The sequence below is a fragment of the Xanthomonas sp. 3498 genome, from assembly GCF_014199795.1.
In the GTDB taxonomy this organism is placed as follows: domain Bacteria; phylum Pseudomonadota; class Gammaproteobacteria; order Xanthomonadales; family Xanthomonadaceae; genus Xanthomonas_A; species Xanthomonas_A rydalmerensis.
The window spans coordinates 1-18,659 of record NZ_JACHOH010000008.1 but is presented as its reverse complement, the minus strand read 5'-3'; the positions used below and the strand labels follow the sequence as shown (position 1 = coordinate 18,659).

The following is an 18,659-nucleotide window of genomic DNA, read 5'->3' as shown; positions in this document are numbered from 1 at the left end:
TCCATGCGGATCGGGAAGGCGCACTGCCTAGGTCACGCGCCGCCCCAGCGCAGCAGGAACACGACGACCAGCGCCAGCAACAGCAGCACCACGACTGCGCCCAACCACCGGCTGCCACGCAGCTGCCGCCACCAGGCCGCGGCTTCGGACGTGCCGCTGGCGTCGCGCACGCGCCGCGGTGGCGGCGAGGGCGCGGAAGGGGGAGCCGCAGGATGGCGGTCGTCGTGGCGCATGCACCCAGGCTGTCGCGAAGGCCGTCGCATGGGGGTGAACGCGATGTGGTGCGCGTGTCATTGCGCGACCAGCGAAGCGCAATGCCGAGGCGGTGCTGCGGCCTGCCGCGCACGGCCGAAGCTAGCGACGAAGACGACTCAGTACGAGCAAAGCGCGTGCCGCGTTATCACGGCCGCCCGAAGGCGCAGCAGCACGAATGGCGCGCTCCGCGCAGCGCTCAGGCAGTTGCGGCGTGCTGCGGCAACCGCGCGTCGATCCGGTGCTTGCCGGCCAATGCCTGCATGCCCTGCAAGGTGGCCTGCACCGCACTGGCGTAGCCGCTGCGCCACAGCTCGGCGCGCGACTGCCGCGACGACGCCGCATCCAACGCCAGTGCGAACGCCGGCACGCGGGGATCGGCCAGTGCGGCGCGCTCCAGGAACGGTTGCTCCGGCGCGATGACATCGACCGGTGCCAGCCAGGCATCGGCGACCAGTTCGGCCACGCCGGCGCGGTGCGAGAGCTGGTGCATGGCGCTGAGCGTCTCGTGCAGCATTTCCAGGCACGCCCACTGCCATAGCGCCGCCTTGTACTGAGGGTCGGCCTGGTCCAGGGCGGACAAGGCGCCATCGACATGATCGATGCGTAGATCCTGCATGGCCGACTCCACGATGCGGCGTTGCGATTGCCACATTCTGCGCGGCGAAAGTGAGCGCAACGTGAGTCGCACGATGGCGGCAGCGTGGATGCGGTCACAGCGGGCGCGGCGACAGCCGTCGCGTATACTGGCGACGCGCCTCTGCTCGCGCCGATCCCTCACCACGCGCTTCCCATGACACCACCCTGAACCCCGCCGCTCGCATCGGCCCGCCTCGACGGCTGGCCGCAGGTTGCTGGTTTTCCATTGCATACAGCGAGCGCTGCCCTGCGACAGGGCGGTGTCGGGAGTGTCTACCTTGAAGCTTTTCTCTTCCCTGCGCCAATCCTGGTGCGGCAATCTCCGTGGCGACGTGCTCGCCGGCCTGGTCGTCGCACTGGCGCTGATTCCCGAGGCGATCGCGTTCTCGATCATCGCCGGGGTCGACCCCAAGATCGGCCTGTACGCCGCCTTCTGCATCTGCGTCACCATCGCCTTCGCCGGTGGACGCCCCGGCATGATCTCCGCCGCCACCGGCGCGATGGCGCTGCTGATGATCGGTCTGGTCAAACAGCACGGCCTGCCCTACCTGCTGGCGGCCACGCTGCTGACCGGCGTGCTGCAGATCCTGGCCGGACTGTTCAAGCTCGGCGCGCTGATGCGCTTCGTCTCGCGCTCGGTGATCACCGGCTTCGTCAACGCGCTGGCGATCCTGATCTTCATGGCGCAACTGCCCGAACTGATCGGCGTGCCCGTGCCGGTGTACCCACTGGTGGCGCTGGGGCTGTTGCTGATCTACGGCCTGCCCTGGCTGTCGCGACGCAGCTTCCCCGGCATCGGCCTGTGGCTGCTGGTGCTGGGCGCGGCATTGACCGCAGGTAGCATGGCGCCGTGGACGCTGCTGCCGGTCGCCGTGGGCGGTGCGACGGCGCTGCTGCTCGGGCACCGCTGGACGCGCGGGCTGGCCGTACCGCCGCCGTTGGTGACCATCGTGCTGTTGACCGGACTGGCGCTGTACTTCGGCATCCACGTGCCCACCGTCGGCGACAAGGGGCAACTGCCCGATCGCCTGCCCAGCCTGCTGTTGCCGACCGTGCCGTGGACGCTGGAGACGCTGCGGATCGTGTTCCCGGTCGCGGCGACGATGGCGGTGGTCGGCCTGCTCGAGTCGATGATGACCGCACAGATCGTCGACGACATGACCGACACGCCCAGCGACAAGAACCGCGAATGCGTGGGCCAGGGCGTGGCCAACATCGTCAGCGGCCTGTTCGGCGGCATGGCCGGCTGCGCGATGATCGGGCAGTCGGTGATCAACGTGAAATCCGGCGGGCGCGGCCGCCTGTCCGCGCTGGTCGCCGGCAGCGTGCTGTTGCTGCTGGTGGTGTTCGCCGGCGCCTGGGTACGGCAGATCCCGATGGCCGCGTTGGTGGCGGTGATGATCATGGTCTCGGTGGGCACGTTCAGCTGGCGCTCGCTGGTGCAGCTGCGTACCCACCCGGCCAGCTCCAGCGTGGTGATGCTCGGCACCGTCGTAGTGACCGTGGCCACCCACGACCTGGCGCGCGGCGTGCTCACCGGGGTGTTGCTGTCGGCGCTGTTCTTCGCGCGCAAGGTCGGGCGCATGCTCGATATCGCCAGAAGCCAGGACGCCGATGGCGGCCACACCTACCGCATCCGCGGCCAGCTGTTCTTCGCCTCGGCCGGCAGCTTCGCCGGCGCCTTCGACTTCGCCCATGCGCCGGCGCGGGTCACCCTGGATCTGAGCCAGGCGCACGTCTGGGACATCAGCGCTATCGGCGCACTGGACCAGGTGGTGCTGAAGTTCCGCCGCCACGGCGCGCAGGTCCATGTGGTCGGACTGAACCCGAGCAGTGCGGCAATGGTCGGGCGGCTGGGTACGCATCAGCACGGCGACGTGGAGAGTGCGCCCCTGCATTGAGGCAATCCGGGCACAGCACGATACGGCACATCGCGTGGGCAGCAGGCACGCCGCGCGACCGCCACCGCGCTTGCGTTCTGTGGCGACATGGCGACGACATCGACCGATTAGCATCGGCCTGCCGACGACCGTGCAGGAGAACCGCGATGCCGCTGGACCACTGGCAACTGCCGCCGCACGACTGGGTGCCCAACCATCCGTTCCTGCCGGTGCTGCACTATCGGCATTGCGTTGGCGCTATCGACGCCGACGGTTTCGAACGCCGCTTCGGCGCCCACGGCTGGCCGCCGCAATGGCGCGACGGCATCTACGATTACCACCACTACCACTCCACCGCGCACGAGGTACTGGGCGTCGCCCGCGGCAGCGCCCGTGTGCTGCTCGGCGGCCCGGGCGGCGTCGAGGTCGCGCTCGCGGCCGGCGATGCCCTGTTGCTGCCGGCCGGCACCGGCCACTGCCGGCTGTCCGCCAGCGCCGACTTCATGGTCGTCGGCGCTTATCCGGCCGGCCAGGACTGGGACATCTGCCGGGAGGCGCCCACGGCGGCCATGCTGCAGCGGATCGCGCAGGTGCCATTTCCGCAGAGTGACCCGCTGCTCGGGGCGGATGGGCCATTGCTGGAGTATTGGCTGAAGCCTACCGCCGTCGATTGACCTCGTCGTCCAACATGGTCACACCTGCCGCGAAGCGGACCCCGCCGCCCAGACGTCGCACGCCGGATCGAACTCGGTCGTCGCTGCGTGCTCGGACCGCCAACCGAAGCCGCAGATCGCCATGACGCTCTGGCGCATCGGATCCAGGCCCAGTGCCTTGCCGAGATCGACGTCGTTGATGGCAGAGGTGACGAACGCGCCCAACCCCAGATCGGTCGCCGAAAAGTACAGCGCCTGCGAAATGTGGCCGACGTCCAGGGTCAGTGCGCGGTAAGCCTTGGCGTGCTGGCGATACTTCCAGAACGTCCGGTTGAATCGCGGCGCCAGCAGCACCAGCACGTGGGCATCGGCGAACCAGTGCTGTCCGGCCAGCGCCAGACGCGCGAATGCGTCGATGTCCGGCCCAGGGCACGACAACGGTGACAGCGCATGCTCCACCGGGTGGTAGTGGTACAGCCCCGGCTCGATCCCTTCCACCCGGCGCACCAGCAGATAGGCTTCGGTGGGATGCAACCCGCCAGCGGACGGCACGTTCTTCTTCAGGAATATCGTATCGTCCTGGACACGCAGCGTCGCCCGCGCCATCAGCACGCGCTGCAACATCCGCAGGAACAGCGCATGCGGCAGCGTGCGGGCAGCGTCGTAGTTGCGGCAGGTGACGCGACGCGCAAGCATGGCCTCGAACGCGCCGTCGTCCAGCCGCGGCAGCGGAATCCTGGCGAGACCGGAATCGACCTCCTGCACTTCGGGCGGTGGCGCCCCCAGCTTGCGGCGCAGGTCGGGGGCGGACACCATGCCGTTGCGCTCCATCGCGGTCACCCCATCGATGCCCTGCCAACGGCTCGCCCAGTGCGCGACGGCGGCAGCCGGCCACCAATGCGCGGACCGCAATGCCTCGTCGCGTTCGCGAAACGCCGCAGAACGTGCGTCGTCGCCGATCAGCAGGCCGCGCTCAAGCGCCCGCTCGATCGCATCGTCCGCATGGTCGACCAGTTGTGCGCGCTCGACCCATTCCGTAGGACTGACCTGGCCGAGCAACGGAAGCTCGGCCACGTCCAGTTCGAGCTCGCCGTCCAAGTGCGGCGCCAGGGCGACCCAGGCCCGCCGGCGACGCAGGCCCGCACCGCCCCGCAGCAGGCTAGCCAGGTCGAACGCCACGCTTTCCCTCGCCTCGACGAACAGCACGGCGCAGCGCCTCAGGCGCATGAATCCCTCGTTTCCGCGGTGCGGGAGCGCTGCATCGATTTGCCACGTTGGAGAGATGCCGGACTGCTAGGATACCGTCGCGGCCCCGGTCGCTCCTGCGAGCACCCGTGGCAACCGCACCTCCACCATGCGTGCATCGCATGTCCACCGCTATCGCAACAGGGGACCACATCATGACCGATCAGCCGCAGGGGCATCCGCCCTTCGATCTCGCCACCGCCCAGCAATTGCTCACGCTTCTGTCCACCGACGACGACTTCCGCGCGCTGTTCGCGCAGGATCCGGGCGCGGCGCTGCGTAGCCTCGGCCTTTCCGAGCAACGCGCCGCTGCCGCGCTGGAGGAGCCGACCTGCCTGTGCACGTCGGACCTGGCGAGCAAGGAAGAAATCCAGGAAGCCCTGGAATTGCTGCTGGCCTACCTCACCGCCGAGGGTACGCACACGGTCGTTCACTGTTTCGAGGCGGGTTCCGTCGTCGCCAGCCTGACCGCCAGATAGTTCGGTAGCGCTTGCCCGGCCCAGGCGCGTCGGAAGGTTTCCGCCTTCTGCCGCGCCTGGTCGGCCTCGCCAAGGCTGGCCAGGATTTCCGTGGTACTCAGCACCGCCAGGTTCGCGTCGGCGACATTCATCGATTGCAGCACCAGTCCGCCGGTCGGCTCGATGTACGCCAGGCCGCGACGCGCGACCAGCCAGTCGTTTTCGGCGATGGCCTGTTTCTTCTCGCCGGCCGCGAGCAAGGCGTCACGCAGGCTGACATGGAGCTGGTACGGCTCCCGGCCATCGATCTGTTCGCGTAACAGAGCGACCGCACGCGTGGGATTTCCGCTGTCGACGAGCTGTTGCGCCTGCAGCAAGGACAGCAGCTTGGTCATGGGCGGAAAGCCCGACTCCGCGACCAGGGACGCGAGCTGCGCAGCGTGCAGGTCGTACAGCGTTCGGTCGCCGCTGCGCTGCGCCAAGCGGATCGCCGACATCGCGACGATGATCAGGTCGTCGCGATCGCCGGCGTCACCGTGGACCGCGCGCTCCAACGCTTCGCCGGCGATTCGCGCCAACAACGCCCTGTCCACCGTGCGCGGATCGGTAACGAAGGCGACCGCCTGCTGCGCGATCTGCAGCGGATAACGGATCACTGGCTCGGCATCCGCCGACGCCGCCACGGCCGCCTGCGCGGCAGCGGCGGCATCGTGCAAACGTCCCTGGTCCAGCGGAATGGAGATCTGTTCGAAGTGGTCGGTCAGCGCCGTTCCCGACGCCGCCAGCGCCGCCATGATCCTGCCAGCCGCCGGATAGTCTTTCATCGCCGCGAACGCCGCAGCATGGCGCCGGGTCGCCGGATAGCCACCAAGTTCCTCGGCCTGCTTGAAGGCGTTCAGCGCGTCGCCATACCGGCCCTGCGCTAGGTAGATGCGACCCTGCAGTTCCACCGCCACGTCGCGCAGCGGATTCTGCGGCACCGCGAACTTCTGCACGCTATGCGCGGCGGAAGCGTAATTGCCTTCGGTGAACTCGTCCCAGGCGAACTGCGCCGCGCCGGCGTAGTAGTCCGGATACAGTTCCGACAGCATCTTCCACTTCTGCTTGGCCTGCCGCCACGGGTGCGGGCCGAGTTCGCTCGCCCATGCATCCAGGTACAGCGCATCGCGTTCGGAAAGGTGGTCGCGCAAGGCCATGGCCTTGGCCAGATACTGCAGCGCCGCGCGATTGTTGGCGGTGGAGATCTCGACCCGCATCGACCCCATGTAGGCGAGCGCGAAATCCTTGTCGATCTCCGCCGCCTTGGCGAAGTACTGATCGGCGGTCTGATAGTCGCGCCGGGTGAAGTACTTCACCGCGATGGCGTAAGCCTTCAGGGCATCGAGGCTGCTGGTGGTGACGCTCGGCAGCGGCGGCGAATTCTTTCTGATGATCTCTTCGCCTTCGCCCAATTGCTCGCGCAGCGATGCGGTCACCGAATCGATCGAGGCCAGCACCGAGCCCGCTCCGCGGCCGTCGTGGGACTCGGCATAGACGGTCGCCTGCGTCCGCGGATCGACCACTTCCGCACTCACCCGCACCCGTCCCCCGACCTCCGAGACGGTGGCCAGCAGCACGGCGCGCGCACCGTCGCGCTGCGCGATCTCCGAAGCTATGGCGCGATCCAACGGCGTGTGCTCTGGATCGCGGCGCATCCGCATCAGCGTATCGCGCACCTTCAGATCGCTGAGCACGTTGACATAGCGCGACTGTTCCAGGCTGATACGGAAGGCCTGCTGCAGCGAGTCGTCCAGGGCGACATCGCCGGTGAGATTGCGCAGATCCCCCACCACCACCCAATCGCGCTCGGCGAAGGCGATGGCCGGCTGCGGGCGGGTGACGAACCAGGCGCCGAGCGCGAACGCGGCGATCAGTGCCGCTTCCGCCGCCAGCGCCGCCGGCCGGCGCCACAGGGGGATGTCGCGCCAGGCCTTGGGCGTGGGCTTGGGCGCGCGCAGCGGGGTGTGGCCGATCTCGCCGACTTCGTAGATCTCCTGCGCGGTGGGCATGCCCTTGAAGCGCCAGCGGCCGTGCGATTTCCACAGCAGGCGCTCGCCGCGCTCGCCCAGTTCGCGCGCGGCGCGATGGGTCAGCGACTCGGCCACCGCCGAGAGCAGGATCTGTCCGGGTCGGGCCAGGGTCATCAGCCGCGCCGCGGTCGGCTTGGCCAGGCCTTCCACTTCCAGCGGCTTGGCGCCCACCTGCACCGCGGCGTCGCTGTTGCGCCAGGTCAGCACCTCGCCGACGTGCAGGCCAGCGCGCACCTTCAGCTCCAGCGCGCGCGCCGCGCCCAGGGCGTGCAGGCCGCGGCTGTAGTCCAGGGCGAAGCCGAGGCCGTCGATGGGCCGTTCGAACAGCAGCAGCAGGCCGTCGGAGCGGTCGATCAGGCGGCCACGCCAACGTTGCTGCAGCTCCAGCACCAGCGAGTCGTGCTGCTTGAACAGTTCGGCCGCCTTGGCGTCGCCGAGTTTTTCCACCAGCGCCACCGAGTCGCACAGGTCGGTCAGCAGCAGGGTGCGGAGCTGCGGGACCTCGGGCGGCGGTGCGGGGACGTCGGTCATGGCGGCGGCTCGGCGGGGGCGCGGTGGCTCAGCAGTTGGCGGAGGCGAGGTCGTGCCAGTACAGGCGATTGCCGCCCTGACGCTTGGCTTCGTACAGCGCCGCATCGGCGTTGGCGTACCAGTCGTTCCAGTCCGAATGCGGGTCGACCCGGCTGATGCCGATGCTGACCGGGCAGATGTGCGGCGCCGGGTGCGGCACGCCCAGCAGGTTCTGCACGGTGGCGAGCACGAATTCGCCGATGCGGCGCAGATCCTCGACCGTGCCGGCGGCCACCAGCAGGCAGAACTCGTCGCCGCCCAGGCGGCAGGCGATGTCGTCCGGCCCGGCGACCGAGCGCAGGATGTTGGCGACGTTCTGCAGCACGCGGTCGCCGACCAGGTGGCCGTGGGCGTCGTTGATGTGCTTGAAGCGGTCGCAGTCGATCAGCAGCAGGCCCGGACCGGGCGAACGGCCGTCGCGGCGGCACTCCTGCAGGCGCAGGATCAGCCCGCGGCGGTTGTGCAGGCCGGTAAGTTCGTCGGTGCGCACCAGCTCTTCGGTCTGGGTGAGCTGGTGGGTGGTGGCGTAGAGGTTGTCCAGCGCCGCCTCCAGGTCGCGGTTGCGTCGGCGCAGCTGGCGGATCAGGGTCTGCTCGTTCATCACCACGCGCATGATGGTACGGCGCAGGAAGTAGGCGACCACGCCCGGGTCGCGGTCGACCAGGCGCTGGAAGTCATCGTGGTCCAGTTCCACCAGGGCGCCATCGCTGGCGGCGAGCGCGTCGGCGCTACGCATGTGGTTGCCGATCAACAGACCCAGCTCGCCGAAGAACTCGCCGTGGCCCAGGTGCTTGACCACCAGGTCCTCGCCGAAATCCAGATCGATCACGCCGCTGGTGATCACGAACATGGCGCTGCCGCCGTCGCCGCGGCGGAACAGCACATCGCCGGCGCGCACCGTGCGGGCGCGACCGAACTCGGAAAACAGGCGCAATTCCGCGGCCGTCAGCACCGCCAGCTCGTTCGGCTTCGGAGCGACCGCAGCGTTGGAAATTGTGCCGCGTGCGGTGGATGCGGCGCTGTCGCAGCTCATCCGGCCCCCTCATGTGACGTCGCTGGCCCCTGGCTGGGGAGCATAGCACCTACACGTGATGCTCACGATACGTTTCACAGCCAATCTCGTCGCCAAAGAGACGCTACGGCCAGCTGTCGCACACGGTAGACAGCTGCCCGCCGCTGGCGCCAGCGTGCCGCAAAAAAAGCCCGGGCGAACCCGGGCTTCCCACCTCCTGCCAGGGAGGGGCGAGTCGTAAGCGTCTGGCTGCAGGTCAGGCCGCTTTCTCGCCGTGGAACTGCTCTTCCTCGGTCGACCCGGTCAACGCGGTGGTCGAGGACTGGCCCTGCTGGATCGCCTGGGTCACCGCGTCGAAGTAGCCGGTGCCGACCTCGCGCTGGTGCTTGACCGCGGTGAAACCGCGGTCGGCGGCGGCGAACTCGGCCTCCTGCAACTCGACGAAGGCGCTCATCTGCCGGCGCGCATAGCCGTGCGCCAGGTTGAACATCGAGTAGTTCAGCGCATGGAAGCCGGCCAGGGTGATGAACTGGAACTTGTAGCCGTAACTGGCGATCTCGCGCTGGAACTTGGCGATGGTGGCGTCGTCCAGGTTCTTCTTCCAGTTGAAGCTGGGCGAGCAGTTGTAGGCCAGCAGCTTGCCGGGGAACTTGGCGTGGATGGCCTCGGCGAACTTGCGCGCGAACTCCAGGTCCGGCTTGCCGGTCTCGCACCAGATCAGGTCGGCGTAGGGCGCATAGGCCAGACCGCGGCTGATCGCCTGGTCCAGGCCCTTGTTGGTGCGGAAGAAGCCTTCGACGGTGCGCTCGCCGGTGGTGAACGGGCGATCGTTGGGGTCGATGTCGCTGGTCACCAGGTCGGCGGCCTCGGCATCGGTGCGCGCCACCAGCAGGGTCGGCACGCCCATCACGTCGGCGGCCAGGCGCGCGGCGTTCAACTTCTCGATCGCCTCGCGGGTCGGCACCAGCACCTTGCCGCCCATGTGCCCGCACTTCTTCACCGACGCCAGCTGGTCCTCGAAGTGCACGCCGGCCGCGCCGGCCTCGATCATCGCCTTCATCAGTTCGAAGGCGTTGAGCACGCCGCCGAAGCCGGCCTCGGCATCGGCCACGATCGGCTGCAGGAAATCGATCTCGTCCTTGCCTTCGGCATGGTGCAACTGGTCGGCGCGCAGCAGGGTGTTGTTGATGCGCTTGACCACCGCCGGCACCGAGTCGGCCGGGTACAGCGACTGGTCGGGATACATCTGCCCGGCCAGGTTGGCGTCGGCGGCCACCTGCCAGCCGGACAGGTAGATGGCGTTGAGCCCGGCCTTGACCTGCTGCATCGCCTGGTTGCCGGTCAGCGCGCCCAGCGCGTTGACGAAGTCCTTCTCGTGCAGGTACTTCCACAGCTTCTCGGCGCCGAGTCGGGCCAGCGAATGCTCCACATGCACCGTGCCGCGCAGGCGCACCACGTCGGCGGCGGTGTAGTTGCGGGTGATCCCGGCCCAGCGCGGATCGGTGTCCCAGTCGCGCTGGATCTGTTCGGCTGTCTGCAGCGTGGTGCTCATCTGGCGTTCTCCTCGAAATGGATGCAGCGATGAAACGGTGGGGGTGTCGCGGTCGGCTTCGGGGAGGACGGGCATCCGCCCTTGCGAATCCCCAATCCCGACTCCCCAATCCCCGCGTTCAATCAATCAACTGGTAGGCCGGCAAGGTCAGGAAGTCGGCCAATTCTTCGTCACCGGTCAGCTTGTCGAGCAAGGCGATCGCCTCGTCCACCCGCGCGCCGCCCGGCAGCAGCGCGCGCTCGCCCAGCCGCGCCGGCAACTGCCGCAGGCAGGTGTCGAACAGGGCGAAGTCGATGGCGGTGCCGTCGTCCAGGTGCAGGCCGCCCACGTGCAGCCACTGCCACAGCTGGCTGCGGCTGATCTCGGCGGTGGCGGCGTCCTCCATCAGGTGGTGGATCGGCACACAGCCGTTGCCGTCCAGCCACGCCGCCAGGTAGCGCACGCACACTTCGATGTTGCCCTCGAAGCCGGCGCGGGTGATGGTGCCGGCGGACGGGGCGATCAGCGTGTCGCGGTCGGCCTGCACGTCCTCGCGGCGCACCGCGTGCTGGTTCGGCGTGCGCATGTGCTCGTCGAACACCGACCGGGCGATCGGGATCAGCGCCGGGTGCGCCACCCAGGTGCCGTCGTGGCCGGCGGTGACTTCGCGCAGCTTGTCCGCGCGCACCCGCGCCATCGCCTGCTCGTTGGCCGCCTCGTCGTGGCTGATCGGAATCTGCGCGGCCATGCCGCCCATCGCATGCGCGCCGCGGCGGTGGCAGGTGCGGATCAGCAGTTCCGAATACGCCTTCAGGAACGGCTGGGTCATCGTCACCTGGCCACGCTCGGGCAGCACCCGGTCCGGATGCCGGCGGAAGGTCTTCAGGTAGGAAAAGATGTAGTCCCAGCGGCCGCAATTCAGGCCGACGATGCGGCCGCGCAGCGCGTGCAGGATCTCGTCCATCTCGAACACCGCCGGCAGCGTCTCGATCAGCACGGTGACCTTGATCTGGCCCTGCGGCAGGCCGAGCATGTCCTCGACGTGGGCCAGCGCGGTCTCCCACAGCGCCGCTTCCTCCATCGACTGCAGCTTGGGCAGGTACAGGTACGGGCCGCGGTCCTTGGCCTGCAGCGCGCGGCCGTTGTGGAAGGCGAACAGCGCCGCGTCGAACAGGCCGCCGGCCAGCGGCTGGCCGTCGACCAGCACGTGCTTCTCGTCCAGGTGCCAGCCGCGCGGGCGCACGATCAGCACCGCCTGTTCCTCGTAGGGGCGCAGCGCGTAGCGCTTGCCCGGGCTGCCGTCGCGCGCGGCCGGCGCGGTGAAGGTCAGCGTCCCGGCCACCGCCTCGGCCAGCGCGCGCTGGCCGGCGACCAGGTTGCGCCAGGTCGGCGCGGTCGAGTCCTCGAAGTCGGCCATGTACACCTTGGCGCCGGAGTTCAGCGCGTTGATGACCATCTTCGGATCGGTCGGGCCGGTGATCTCGACCCGGCGGTCCTGCAGCGCCTCCGGCAGCGGCGCCACCTGCCAGTCGCCGTCGCGGATGGCGCGGGTGTCGTCACGGAAATCCGGCAGGCCGCCGGCGTCGAAGAACGCCTGGCGCTCGCGCCGCGCCGCCAGTCGCGCCTGCCGCTCCGGCTCGGTCGCCCGGTGCAGCGACACCAGCAGGGCCAGCAGCGGCGGTGGCAGCAAGGCGTCCTGGCCGGCCAGCGACGTGGTCAGGGCAATGCCCGGCGTGGAACGCCTGGATGGGTCGGGAGCGGCGGCGAAAGCGGGGGCGGACATGTGGGGATTCCTCGATGTTTCCGGGGCTCCACCGTGCTTCTAGCGCATGTATTTGACAAAGCAGTTTTGTCAATGCTTTATATAAGCAAGACTTATATCTATCACGTCATGGCCACGGGCAGCACTGCAACCCCGCGATTTCCTTATAAATCCGACCGGTTGAAACCGCTGCGCGCGTTCTGCCAGACGGTGCGGCTGGGTGCGGTATCACGGGCGGCAGAAGCCTTGTTCGTCAGCCAGCCGGCGGTGACCCTGCAGTTGCAGGCGCTGGAACGGGAGCTGGGCGTGGTGCTGTTCGAGCGCAGTGGCCGCCGACTGGTGCCCAGCCGCGAGGGCCAGTTGCTGTACGAGATGGCGCAGCCGCTGGTGGAGAGCCTGGACCGGCTGGAGGCGGACTTCCGCGAGAAGGCGCGCGGGCTGGATGCCGGCGAGCTCAACGTCGCCGCCAACAGCTCCACCATCCTCTATCTGCTGCCCAAGATCGTGGAGGCCTTCCGTGCCCGCCATCCGCAGGTGCGGCTGACCCTGCACAACGCGATCAGCGCCGACGGCACCGACCTGCTGCGCGAGGACGCGGTGGACCTGGCGGTCGGCTCGATGCTCGACGTGCCGGCCGACCTCAGCTACGCCCCGGTGTACCGCTTCGAGCAATTGCTGATCGCCCCGCGCGACCACGCATTGGCCCGCAAGCCCAAGCTGACCCTGGAGGATCTGTCGCCCTACCCGCTGATCCTGCCGCCGCGGCGCCAGGTCACCTACCGCCTGGTCGACCTGGTATTCCAGCAGGCGCGCGTGCCCTACACCGTGGCACTGGAAGTCGGCGGTTGGGAGGTGATCAAGCAATACGTGGCGATGGGCATGGGCGTGTCCATCGTCAGTTCGATCTGCCTCACCGACGCCGACCATGCGCGCCTGGCCACCCGCGCCCTGGGCGATTACTTCCCGGCGCGCAGCTATGGCGTGGTGGTGCGCAAGGGCAAGTACCTGTCGCCGCAGGCACGTGCCTTCATCGAACTGATCCAGCCGGACCTGTTCACCCCGCGCGGCTACGACGAGAGCGGGCCGTCGGAGCGGTAGCCACACAGCGCGAGACAGCGCGAGACAGCGGCGCCATTGCCTCTGCTACGGTGGCGGCACGCTCGCTGCACACCGACCGCCCATGTCCCTGCCCTCCCGCTACGCCGAATGCGACGCACCACCGGCGTTGCGCGACCGCCTGCGCTGCAGTTGGCGTTTCCGCCAGGGCGAAGCCGAGACCGCCACGACGCAGGTGCTGCCCGACGGCTGCGTCGATCTGATCTGGGACGGCCGTGCGCTGTTCGTGGCCGGGCCGGATCGTCGCGCCACCGATGCCGTAGTGGCGCCGGGCAGCGTGCTGACGGCGGTGCGGCTGGCTACGGGCGCCGGGCCCAGCCTGCTCGGCCTGTCGCTGCATGCCATCGCCGACCAGCGCATACCGCTGGACGCGCTGTGGGGCAGACGCGGCCGTCACTGGCAGGCGCGCCTGGAAGAGGCCGCCGACCCGCTGGCGGCCCTGCACGCACTGTGCGCCAGCCGCCCGCTGCAGGCCGACCGCGAGATGGCCTGGTTGTTCGCACAACTCGCCGGCGACACGCCACCGCGCCTGGCCGCGCTGACCCGCATGCTGGGCGTCAGCGAACGCACGCTGCGGCGGCGCAGCCACGACGCCTTCGGCTACGGCGCCAAGACCCTCGAGCGCATCCTGCGCCTGCAACGCTTCCTGGGCCTGGCCCACCGGCATCCCAGCCTGACTGCGGCGGCACTCGAGGCCGGCTACGGCGATGCGCCGCACCTGGTGCGCGACAGCCGGCAACTGACCGGGCTCAGCCCACGCGAGCTGGTGCAGCGGCACGCGCGCTGACAGCGTCTGCAACGGCAATGCGCCGCCGATCGCGACAAACGCGCGCTGTCGCCCCCTGTAGGAGTCACCTGTCATGCAGCCGCGACAAGCGAAGCCGAACGCCGACTGACACCCTCCGTCGTCGGGACTGAAGTCCCTCCCACAGTGCAGTCCTCCGACAAGGCTGGTGCCGCAAAAGTGGCCAGGAACCGCGCCTACGCGCGCACCTGCATTCGCTTGGATTACGGCGAAAACCGCCTGCCTGCATGCCGGCGCCGGCGCCGCGCTGCATCGAGCGCAGGCTGTCGTCTTGCGCCGTTTGCTACCGTGCCGCCAAGTGCGAAGACCTGGGTGACACATGGCCAGAGATGCAGGCTTGGAACACATGCTGCGCGACACGCTCGGTGCGCAGCGGGATCTGACCGAAAAACCGATGTTCGGTGGCTGGGCCTGGCTGCTGCACGGCCATCTGCTGTGCGGCGCGCGCGACGATGGCGTGCTGGTGCGACTCGGCAAGGGTCACGACGCGTGGGCGTTGGCGATACCGGGAATCGAGCCGATGCTATCGCGCGGCCGGGCGATGCCCGGCTGGGTCCGGGTCGCGCCGGAGACCTTTGCCGACGACGCGCTCGCCGCGCGCCTGCTGCGCGAGGCCATCGCTTTCGTGCAGACGCTGCCGCCGAAATGACTCCGGCGCGGTGCGTCCGCACGGATCGCGACCGGCGCTCGCGCAGCCCGGCGTCGACGCAGGCGCCCGAGACGGCCGGCAACGGCACACGGCTCAGGGTGCGGCGACGATGGTGCCCTGCGCCACGGCACACAGACGTTCGCCGCCCTCCTCGACCGAGACGATGTCGCAGCGGCACACCGCCTGGCGCTTGCCCTGCCCGAGCGTCTGCGCGCGGGCGATGAGCTGGCTGCCGCGTGCCGGACGCAGGTAGTTGATCTTGAACTCGACGGTCAGCGCATCGCCGCCCAGCGCCAGCCCGCCGGCGAACGTGAGCGCATTGTCGGCGAGGTAGCTCAGCACGCCGCCATGCGCGAAGCCGTGTTGCTGGCGCAGTTCGTCGCGCATGTCGAGGACGATCTCGACCTGTCCCTCGCCGATCGCGTCCAGCCGCGCGCCGAGCAGCCGGCTGAAGGCTTGTGCGTCGAAGATCCGCCGCGCCAGTACCTGGATGTCCATGCCATCGCTCCCTCGTTCGCGGCGCCGCCGCGCCTCCGTCATCGCCGGGATCGCGCTCGCCCGCACATGCCGCTCGCAGCCGACACCGGACGTGCGCTGTGGCCGTTTTCGCCAAGCCAGCCGCCGCGCGCTGCCCGATACTGGCGCCTCGTCCACAGGAGCCGCCCATGTCCCGCGCCGAACAGCATCACCGCATCGACTACCTGGAATTCGCCGTCGCCTCGATCGATGCGGCCAAGGCCTTCTACGGCCAGGCCTTCGACTGGACCTTCCAGGACTACGGCCCGGACTACTGCGAGTTCCGCGACGGCCGCCTGAGCGGCGGTTTCTTCCACGGCACCGCGCAGCCTGGCGGTGCCCTGGTGGTGCTGTACTCCACCGATCTCACAGCCACGCAGGCCCGCATCGAAGCGGCCGGCGGCCGCATCGTGCGCCCTGTGTTCGCGTTCCCGGGCGGACGCCGCTTCCACTTCGCCGACCGCGACGGCTACGAGCTGGCGGTGTGGTGCGAGGGCTGATGCCTGCGGCTGACGCGAGGGATCGCAGTCCCTAACCCGGATCCCGCGCGTAATGCCCGAGGAACATGTCGGTCGCCGACGCGGCGACCTCGGCCTGTTGCGCGGGACTGAGCGGCGGCTGGCCCATGGTCAACTGTGGCCAGAAGGCGAAGCCCTTGATCAGCGCATGCAGTTGCTGCGCGGCGAACTCGGGCTGCAACGGCTTGAGCCGGCCATCGGCCAGGGCCGCGCGCAACCAGACCAGGGTGCCCTCCTCCTTGCTGCCCAGGCGCGCGGTTAACTCGCGCGCACGCTCGGGCGCACGCATGCCTTCGGCGATCGCCATCCGCGACAGGCCGACGAAGGCGGGATCGTCGAACATCTGCAGCTTCTGCTGCAGCAACTGCAGCAGTTGCGCGCGCAGCGGCTGCTGCGGGTTGTAGGGCACGCCGACCGTGTCCAGGCTGCGCTGCCATAGCTGCACCAGGATCTCGTCGAACAGCGCTTCCTTGCTGGGGAAATGGTTGTAGACGGTACGCTTGGACACGCCGGCGCTGGCCGCGATGCGGTCCATGCTGGTGGCCTCGAAGCCATGGCCACGGAACTCGGCGATCGCCGCCTCCAGGATCGCCTGGCGCTTGCGTTCGGTCAGCCGTGCCGGGGTGGGCGTGGAAGGAGAAACCATGGACGGATGTTACACCGGACGGTTTACTTTCACGAAAAGGAAACTACACTGTGTAGTGTAATTGCCTTGCCGGATCACCTTTCAAGGATTGCTGCAATGTCTGCGTCCGCTCCCCCGCTGTCCCGTGTCCCGCCCTCGCATCTGGGCTCGCCGCAGTACCGCCATGGCCGCTTCCGCAACGCCACCCCGGGCACCAGCGGCATGCCCGGTCTGGCCGGGACCCTGCGGATCATGTGGCATCTGCTGACCCGCAAGTCGCCCGAGGCGGTGCCCGCGCAGCCGCTGCCGGTGCTGCCGCTGACCGCCGCGCAACTGCTCGCGGCGCCCGACCGCAGCCTGTACCGGCTCGGTCACTCCACCGTGCTGCTCAAGCTGCGCGAGCGCTTCTGGCTGACCGACCCGGTGTTTTCCGAACGCGCCTCACCGTTTCCGTTCGCCGGCCCGCGGCGCTTCCACGCACCGCCGATCGCGCTGGACGCGTTGCCGCCGATCGCCGGGGTGATCCTTTCGCACGATCATTACGACCACCTTGACCGCGCCAGCATCCGCCGCCTGGCCGAGCACGTCGGGACGTTCGTGACCCCGCTGGGCGTGGGCGATCTGCTGCGGCGCTGGGGCGTGGCTGCGGACAAGGTGCGGCAACTGGATTGGTGGCAGTCGACCACGGTAGACGGCGTGACGCTGACCGCCACCCCGGCGCAACACTTCTCCGGGCGCGGCATGTTCGACCGCGGGCGCCGGCTGTGGTGCTCGTGGGCGATCGAGACGCAGGAACTGAAGCTGTTCTTCAGCGGCGACGGCGGCTACTCCGATGGCTTCAAGGCGATCGGCGAGCGACTGGGTCCCTTCGATGTGGCGCTGATCGAAAACGGCGCCTACGACGTGGAGTGGCCGCACGTGCACATGCAGCCGGAACAGACCCTGCAGGCGCATCTGGACATCCGCGGACGCACGCTGCTGCCGATCCATAACGGCACCTTCGACCTGGCCATGCACGCCTGGCACGAACCCTTCGAACGCCTCGCGGCATTGGCCGACGCCGCCGGCGTGGCGCTGGCCACGCCGCGGATGGGCGAGCGCGTCGACCTGACGCAGCCGGCCACTGGAGAGCGTTGGTGGCGTGCGCTGGCGCAGGCGGTGGCGCCGTGAGCCGCTGGACCCTGGCCGACCTGCCGTCGCAGCGCGACAAGCTCGCGATCGTGACCGGCGCCAGCCCCCGCGGATTGGGCTACGAAACTGCGCTGGCGCTGGCCGGCGCGGGCGCCAGCGTAGTGCTGGCCGCCCGCAACCCGGCCAAGGGCGAGACCGCGCGGCAGGCGATCCTGGCCGCGCATCCGGCGGCCGACGTCCGCGTGGAAGCGCTGGACCTGGCGCAGCTGGTCTCGGTGGCCGCCTTCGCCGAGCGCATCGCGGCGCGCTACCCGCGGCTGGATCTGCTCATCAACAACGCCGGCGTGATGGCGCCGCCGCAGCGGCAGACCACCGCCGACGGCCTGGAGCTGCAGTTCGGCAGCAACTACATCGGACATTTCGCGCTGACCGCGCGGCTGCTACCGCTGCTGCGCGCCGCGCCGGCCGCACGCGTGGTGAACCTGTCGAGCCTGGCGCACCGCCAAGGCCGCATCGACTTCGACGACCTGCAGAGCGAACGCCCGTACCGTCCCTGGAAGGCCTACGGGCAATCCAAGCTGGCGATGCTGATGTTTGCGCTGGAACTACAGCGGCGCAGTGACGCGCGGGGTTGGGGCCTGTGCGCGGTCTGCGCGCATCCCGGCATCGCGCAGACCGCGCTGGTCGCCAATGGCCCGGACGCGGACGGACGCCGCAGCGTGGTGGGCACGGCGACCAGGTGGCTGGCGCCATTGATCAGTCATTCCGCCGCGGCCGGGGCACTCCCCACGCTCTACGCCGCGACCTCGCCGCAGGTGCAAGGTGGCGCGTACTACGGACCGGATGGCCTGTTCGAGCTGAAAGGCGACCCGGCACCGGCCAGGATCGCCCGGCAGGCACGCGATCCGCAGGTGGCCGCGCAGTTGTGGGAGGTGGCGTGCGCACTGGCTGGCGTGGCGTTCTGAGCGCACCACCGGCAGCGCCGACTGCAGGCTTGCGCTCGCCATGTACCAACGGAACCAGGTTGCCTCCGTAGATACCGTCTTACCCCCTAGCAGGCAAGGCCCCTTTTCGGGTCGAACGCGGTGCCCGATGTGAGGACGCCATAGGCGAGGTGCAGGAGCTTGCGCATGGCGGCGCACACGATCTGCTTGCCGGCTTTGCCGCGTTCGCTTAGCCGCTGTTTCAGCGCCCGGATGACCGGGTTGTGGGTCATGGCCACCAGGGC

18 protein-coding genes and 1 pseudogene are annotated in these 18,659 nt (G+C 69.1%); 9 read left to right on the top strand and 10 right to left on the bottom strand.

From position 1 onward, the window contains the following. Window positions 1-32: 32 nt before the first annotated feature. Entirely contained in the window at window positions 33-233 is a 201-nt protein-coding gene (locus GGR66_RS18870) for a hypothetical protein (RefSeq protein WP_184449863.1), read from the bottom strand. Window positions 234-451: 218 nt separating this feature from the next. After that, on the bottom strand, window positions 452-871 hold the full coding sequence (locus GGR66_RS18865) for a hypothetical protein (protein WP_184449861.1): 420 nt from the start codon (window positions 869-871) through the stop codon (window positions 452-454). Window positions 872-1,169: 298 nt separating this feature from the next. Between GGR66_RS18865 and GGR66_RS18860 the strand changes: the two genes are divergently transcribed. Then, window positions 1,170-2,792, top strand: coding sequence for a SulP family inorganic anion transporter (locus GGR66_RS18860; RefSeq protein ID WP_184449859.1), 1,623 nt, complete (start codon window positions 1,170-1,172; stop codon window positions 2,790-2,792). Window positions 2,793-2,938: 146 nt separating this feature from the next. Then, window positions 2,939-3,445, top strand: coding sequence for a cupin (locus GGR66_RS18855; RefSeq protein WP_184449857.1), 507 nt, complete (start codon window positions 2,939-2,941; stop codon window positions 3,443-3,445). Window positions 3,446-3,463: 18 nt separating this feature from the next. On the opposite strand, the gene GGR66_RS18850 is transcribed toward GGR66_RS18855, so the two are convergent. Further along, on the bottom strand, window positions 3,464-4,651 hold the full coding sequence (locus tag GGR66_RS18850; RefSeq protein WP_184449856.1) for a putative peptide maturation dehydrogenase: 1,188 nt from the start codon (window positions 4,649-4,651) through the stop codon (window positions 3,464-3,466). Between the two features lie 173 nt (window positions 4,652-4,824). Between GGR66_RS18850 and GGR66_RS18845 the strand changes: the two genes are divergently transcribed. After that, window positions 4,825-5,148, top strand: coding sequence for an NHLP-related RiPP peptide (locus GGR66_RS18845; RefSeq protein ID WP_255421793.1), 324 nt, complete (start codon window positions 4,825-4,827; stop codon window positions 5,146-5,148). Here GGR66_RS18845 and GGR66_RS18840 read toward each other — a convergent pair. The 4 genes from GGR66_RS18840 to aceB form a co-directional block, all read right to left on the bottom strand. Continuing rightward, a complete protein-coding gene (locus tag GGR66_RS18840; RefSeq protein ID WP_184449854.1) occupies window positions 5,100-7,727 on the bottom strand; it encodes a putative peptide modification system cyclase in 2,628 nt (875 codons plus the stop codon). The two genes, GGR66_RS18845 and GGR66_RS18840, sit on opposite strands and share 49 nt — an antisense overlap. A gap of 28 nt (window positions 7,728-7,755) precedes the next feature. Beyond that, on the bottom strand, window positions 7,756-8,799 hold the full coding sequence (locus GGR66_RS18835) for a GGDEF domain-containing protein (RefSeq protein WP_160964592.1): 1,044 nt from the start codon (window positions 8,797-8,799) through the stop codon (window positions 7,756-7,758). A 235-nt stretch (window positions 8,800-9,034) separates the two neighbouring features. Further along, window positions 9,035-10,330, bottom strand: a complete 1,296-nt coding sequence (gene aceA / locus GGR66_RS18830; protein ID WP_160961298.1) for an isocitrate lyase — start codon at window positions 10,328-10,330, stop codon at window positions 9,035-9,037. 118 nt (window positions 10,331-10,448) lie between these two features. Beyond that, window positions 10,449-12,092: a malate synthase A gene (gene aceB, locus GGR66_RS18825; RefSeq protein ID WP_184449852.1), complete on the bottom strand. Its 1,644-nt coding sequence runs from the start codon at window positions 12,090-12,092 to the stop codon at window positions 10,449-10,451. A 108-nt stretch (window positions 12,093-12,200) separates the two neighbouring features. Between aceB and GGR66_RS18820 the strand changes: the two genes are divergently transcribed. The 3 genes from GGR66_RS18820 to GGR66_RS18810 all read left to right on the top strand — a co-directional run bounded on the left by GGR66_RS18820 (window position 12,201) and on the right by GGR66_RS18810 (window position 14,641). Beyond that, a complete protein-coding gene (locus GGR66_RS18820; RefSeq protein WP_184449850.1) occupies window positions 12,201-13,169 on the top strand; it encodes a LysR family transcriptional regulator in 969 nt (322 codons plus the stop codon). Window positions 13,170-13,251: 82 nt separating this feature from the next. Continuing rightward, window positions 13,252-13,974 (top strand): helix-turn-helix domain-containing protein, encoded by a 723-nt coding sequence (locus tag GGR66_RS18815; RefSeq protein ID WP_184449848.1) that lies wholly within the window; start codon window positions 13,252-13,254, stop codon window positions 13,972-13,974. A gap of 364 nt (window positions 13,975-14,338) precedes the next feature. Then, window positions 14,339-14,641: a TfoX/Sxy family protein gene (locus GGR66_RS18810; RefSeq protein ID WP_255421792.1), complete on the top strand. Its 303-nt coding sequence runs from the start codon at window positions 14,339-14,341 to the stop codon at window positions 14,639-14,641. A 93-nt stretch (window positions 14,642-14,734) separates the two neighbouring features. Here GGR66_RS18810 and GGR66_RS18805 read toward each other — a convergent pair whose 3' ends face one another. Beyond that, on the bottom strand, window positions 14,735-15,139 hold the full coding sequence (locus GGR66_RS18805; protein ID WP_184449844.1) for a PaaI family thioesterase: 405 nt from the start codon (window positions 15,137-15,139) through the stop codon (window positions 14,735-14,737). A 167-nt stretch (window positions 15,140-15,306) separates the two neighbouring features. On the opposite strand from GGR66_RS18805, the gene GGR66_RS18800 reads away from it, so the two are divergent. Continuing rightward, window positions 15,307-15,657 carry a VOC family protein gene (locus tag GGR66_RS18800; protein WP_048490682.1) on the top strand — a complete coding sequence of 117 codons (351 nt, stop codon included), beginning with the start codon at window positions 15,307-15,309 and terminating at the stop codon, window positions 15,655-15,657. A gap of 31 nt (window positions 15,658-15,688) precedes the next feature. Here the strand turns inward: GGR66_RS18800 and GGR66_RS18795 are convergent, their stop codons facing one another. Further along, a complete protein-coding gene (locus GGR66_RS18795; protein ID WP_160964604.1) occupies window positions 15,689-16,321 on the bottom strand; it encodes a TetR/AcrR family transcriptional regulator in 633 nt (210 codons plus the stop codon). Window positions 16,322-16,417: 96 nt separating this feature from the next. Between GGR66_RS18795 and GGR66_RS18790 the strand changes: the two genes are divergently transcribed. Continuing rightward, complete coding sequence (locus GGR66_RS18790; RefSeq protein ID WP_184449842.1) at window positions 16,418-17,470, top strand: MBL fold metallo-hydrolase; 1,053 nt, start codon at window positions 16,418-16,420, stop codon at window positions 17,468-17,470. After that, complete coding sequence (locus tag GGR66_RS18785; protein ID WP_184449840.1) at window positions 17,467-18,396, top strand: oxidoreductase; 930 nt, start codon at window positions 17,467-17,469, stop codon at window positions 18,394-18,396. Before GGR66_RS18790 ends, GGR66_RS18785 begins: the two co-directional genes overlap by 4 nt. Window positions 18,397-18,482: 86 nt before the next feature. On the opposite strand, the pseudogene GGR66_RS21305 reads toward GGR66_RS18785, so the two are convergent. Then, window positions 18,483-18,659, bottom strand: a pseudogene (locus tag GGR66_RS21305) (IS110 family transposase); the annotation flags it as partial.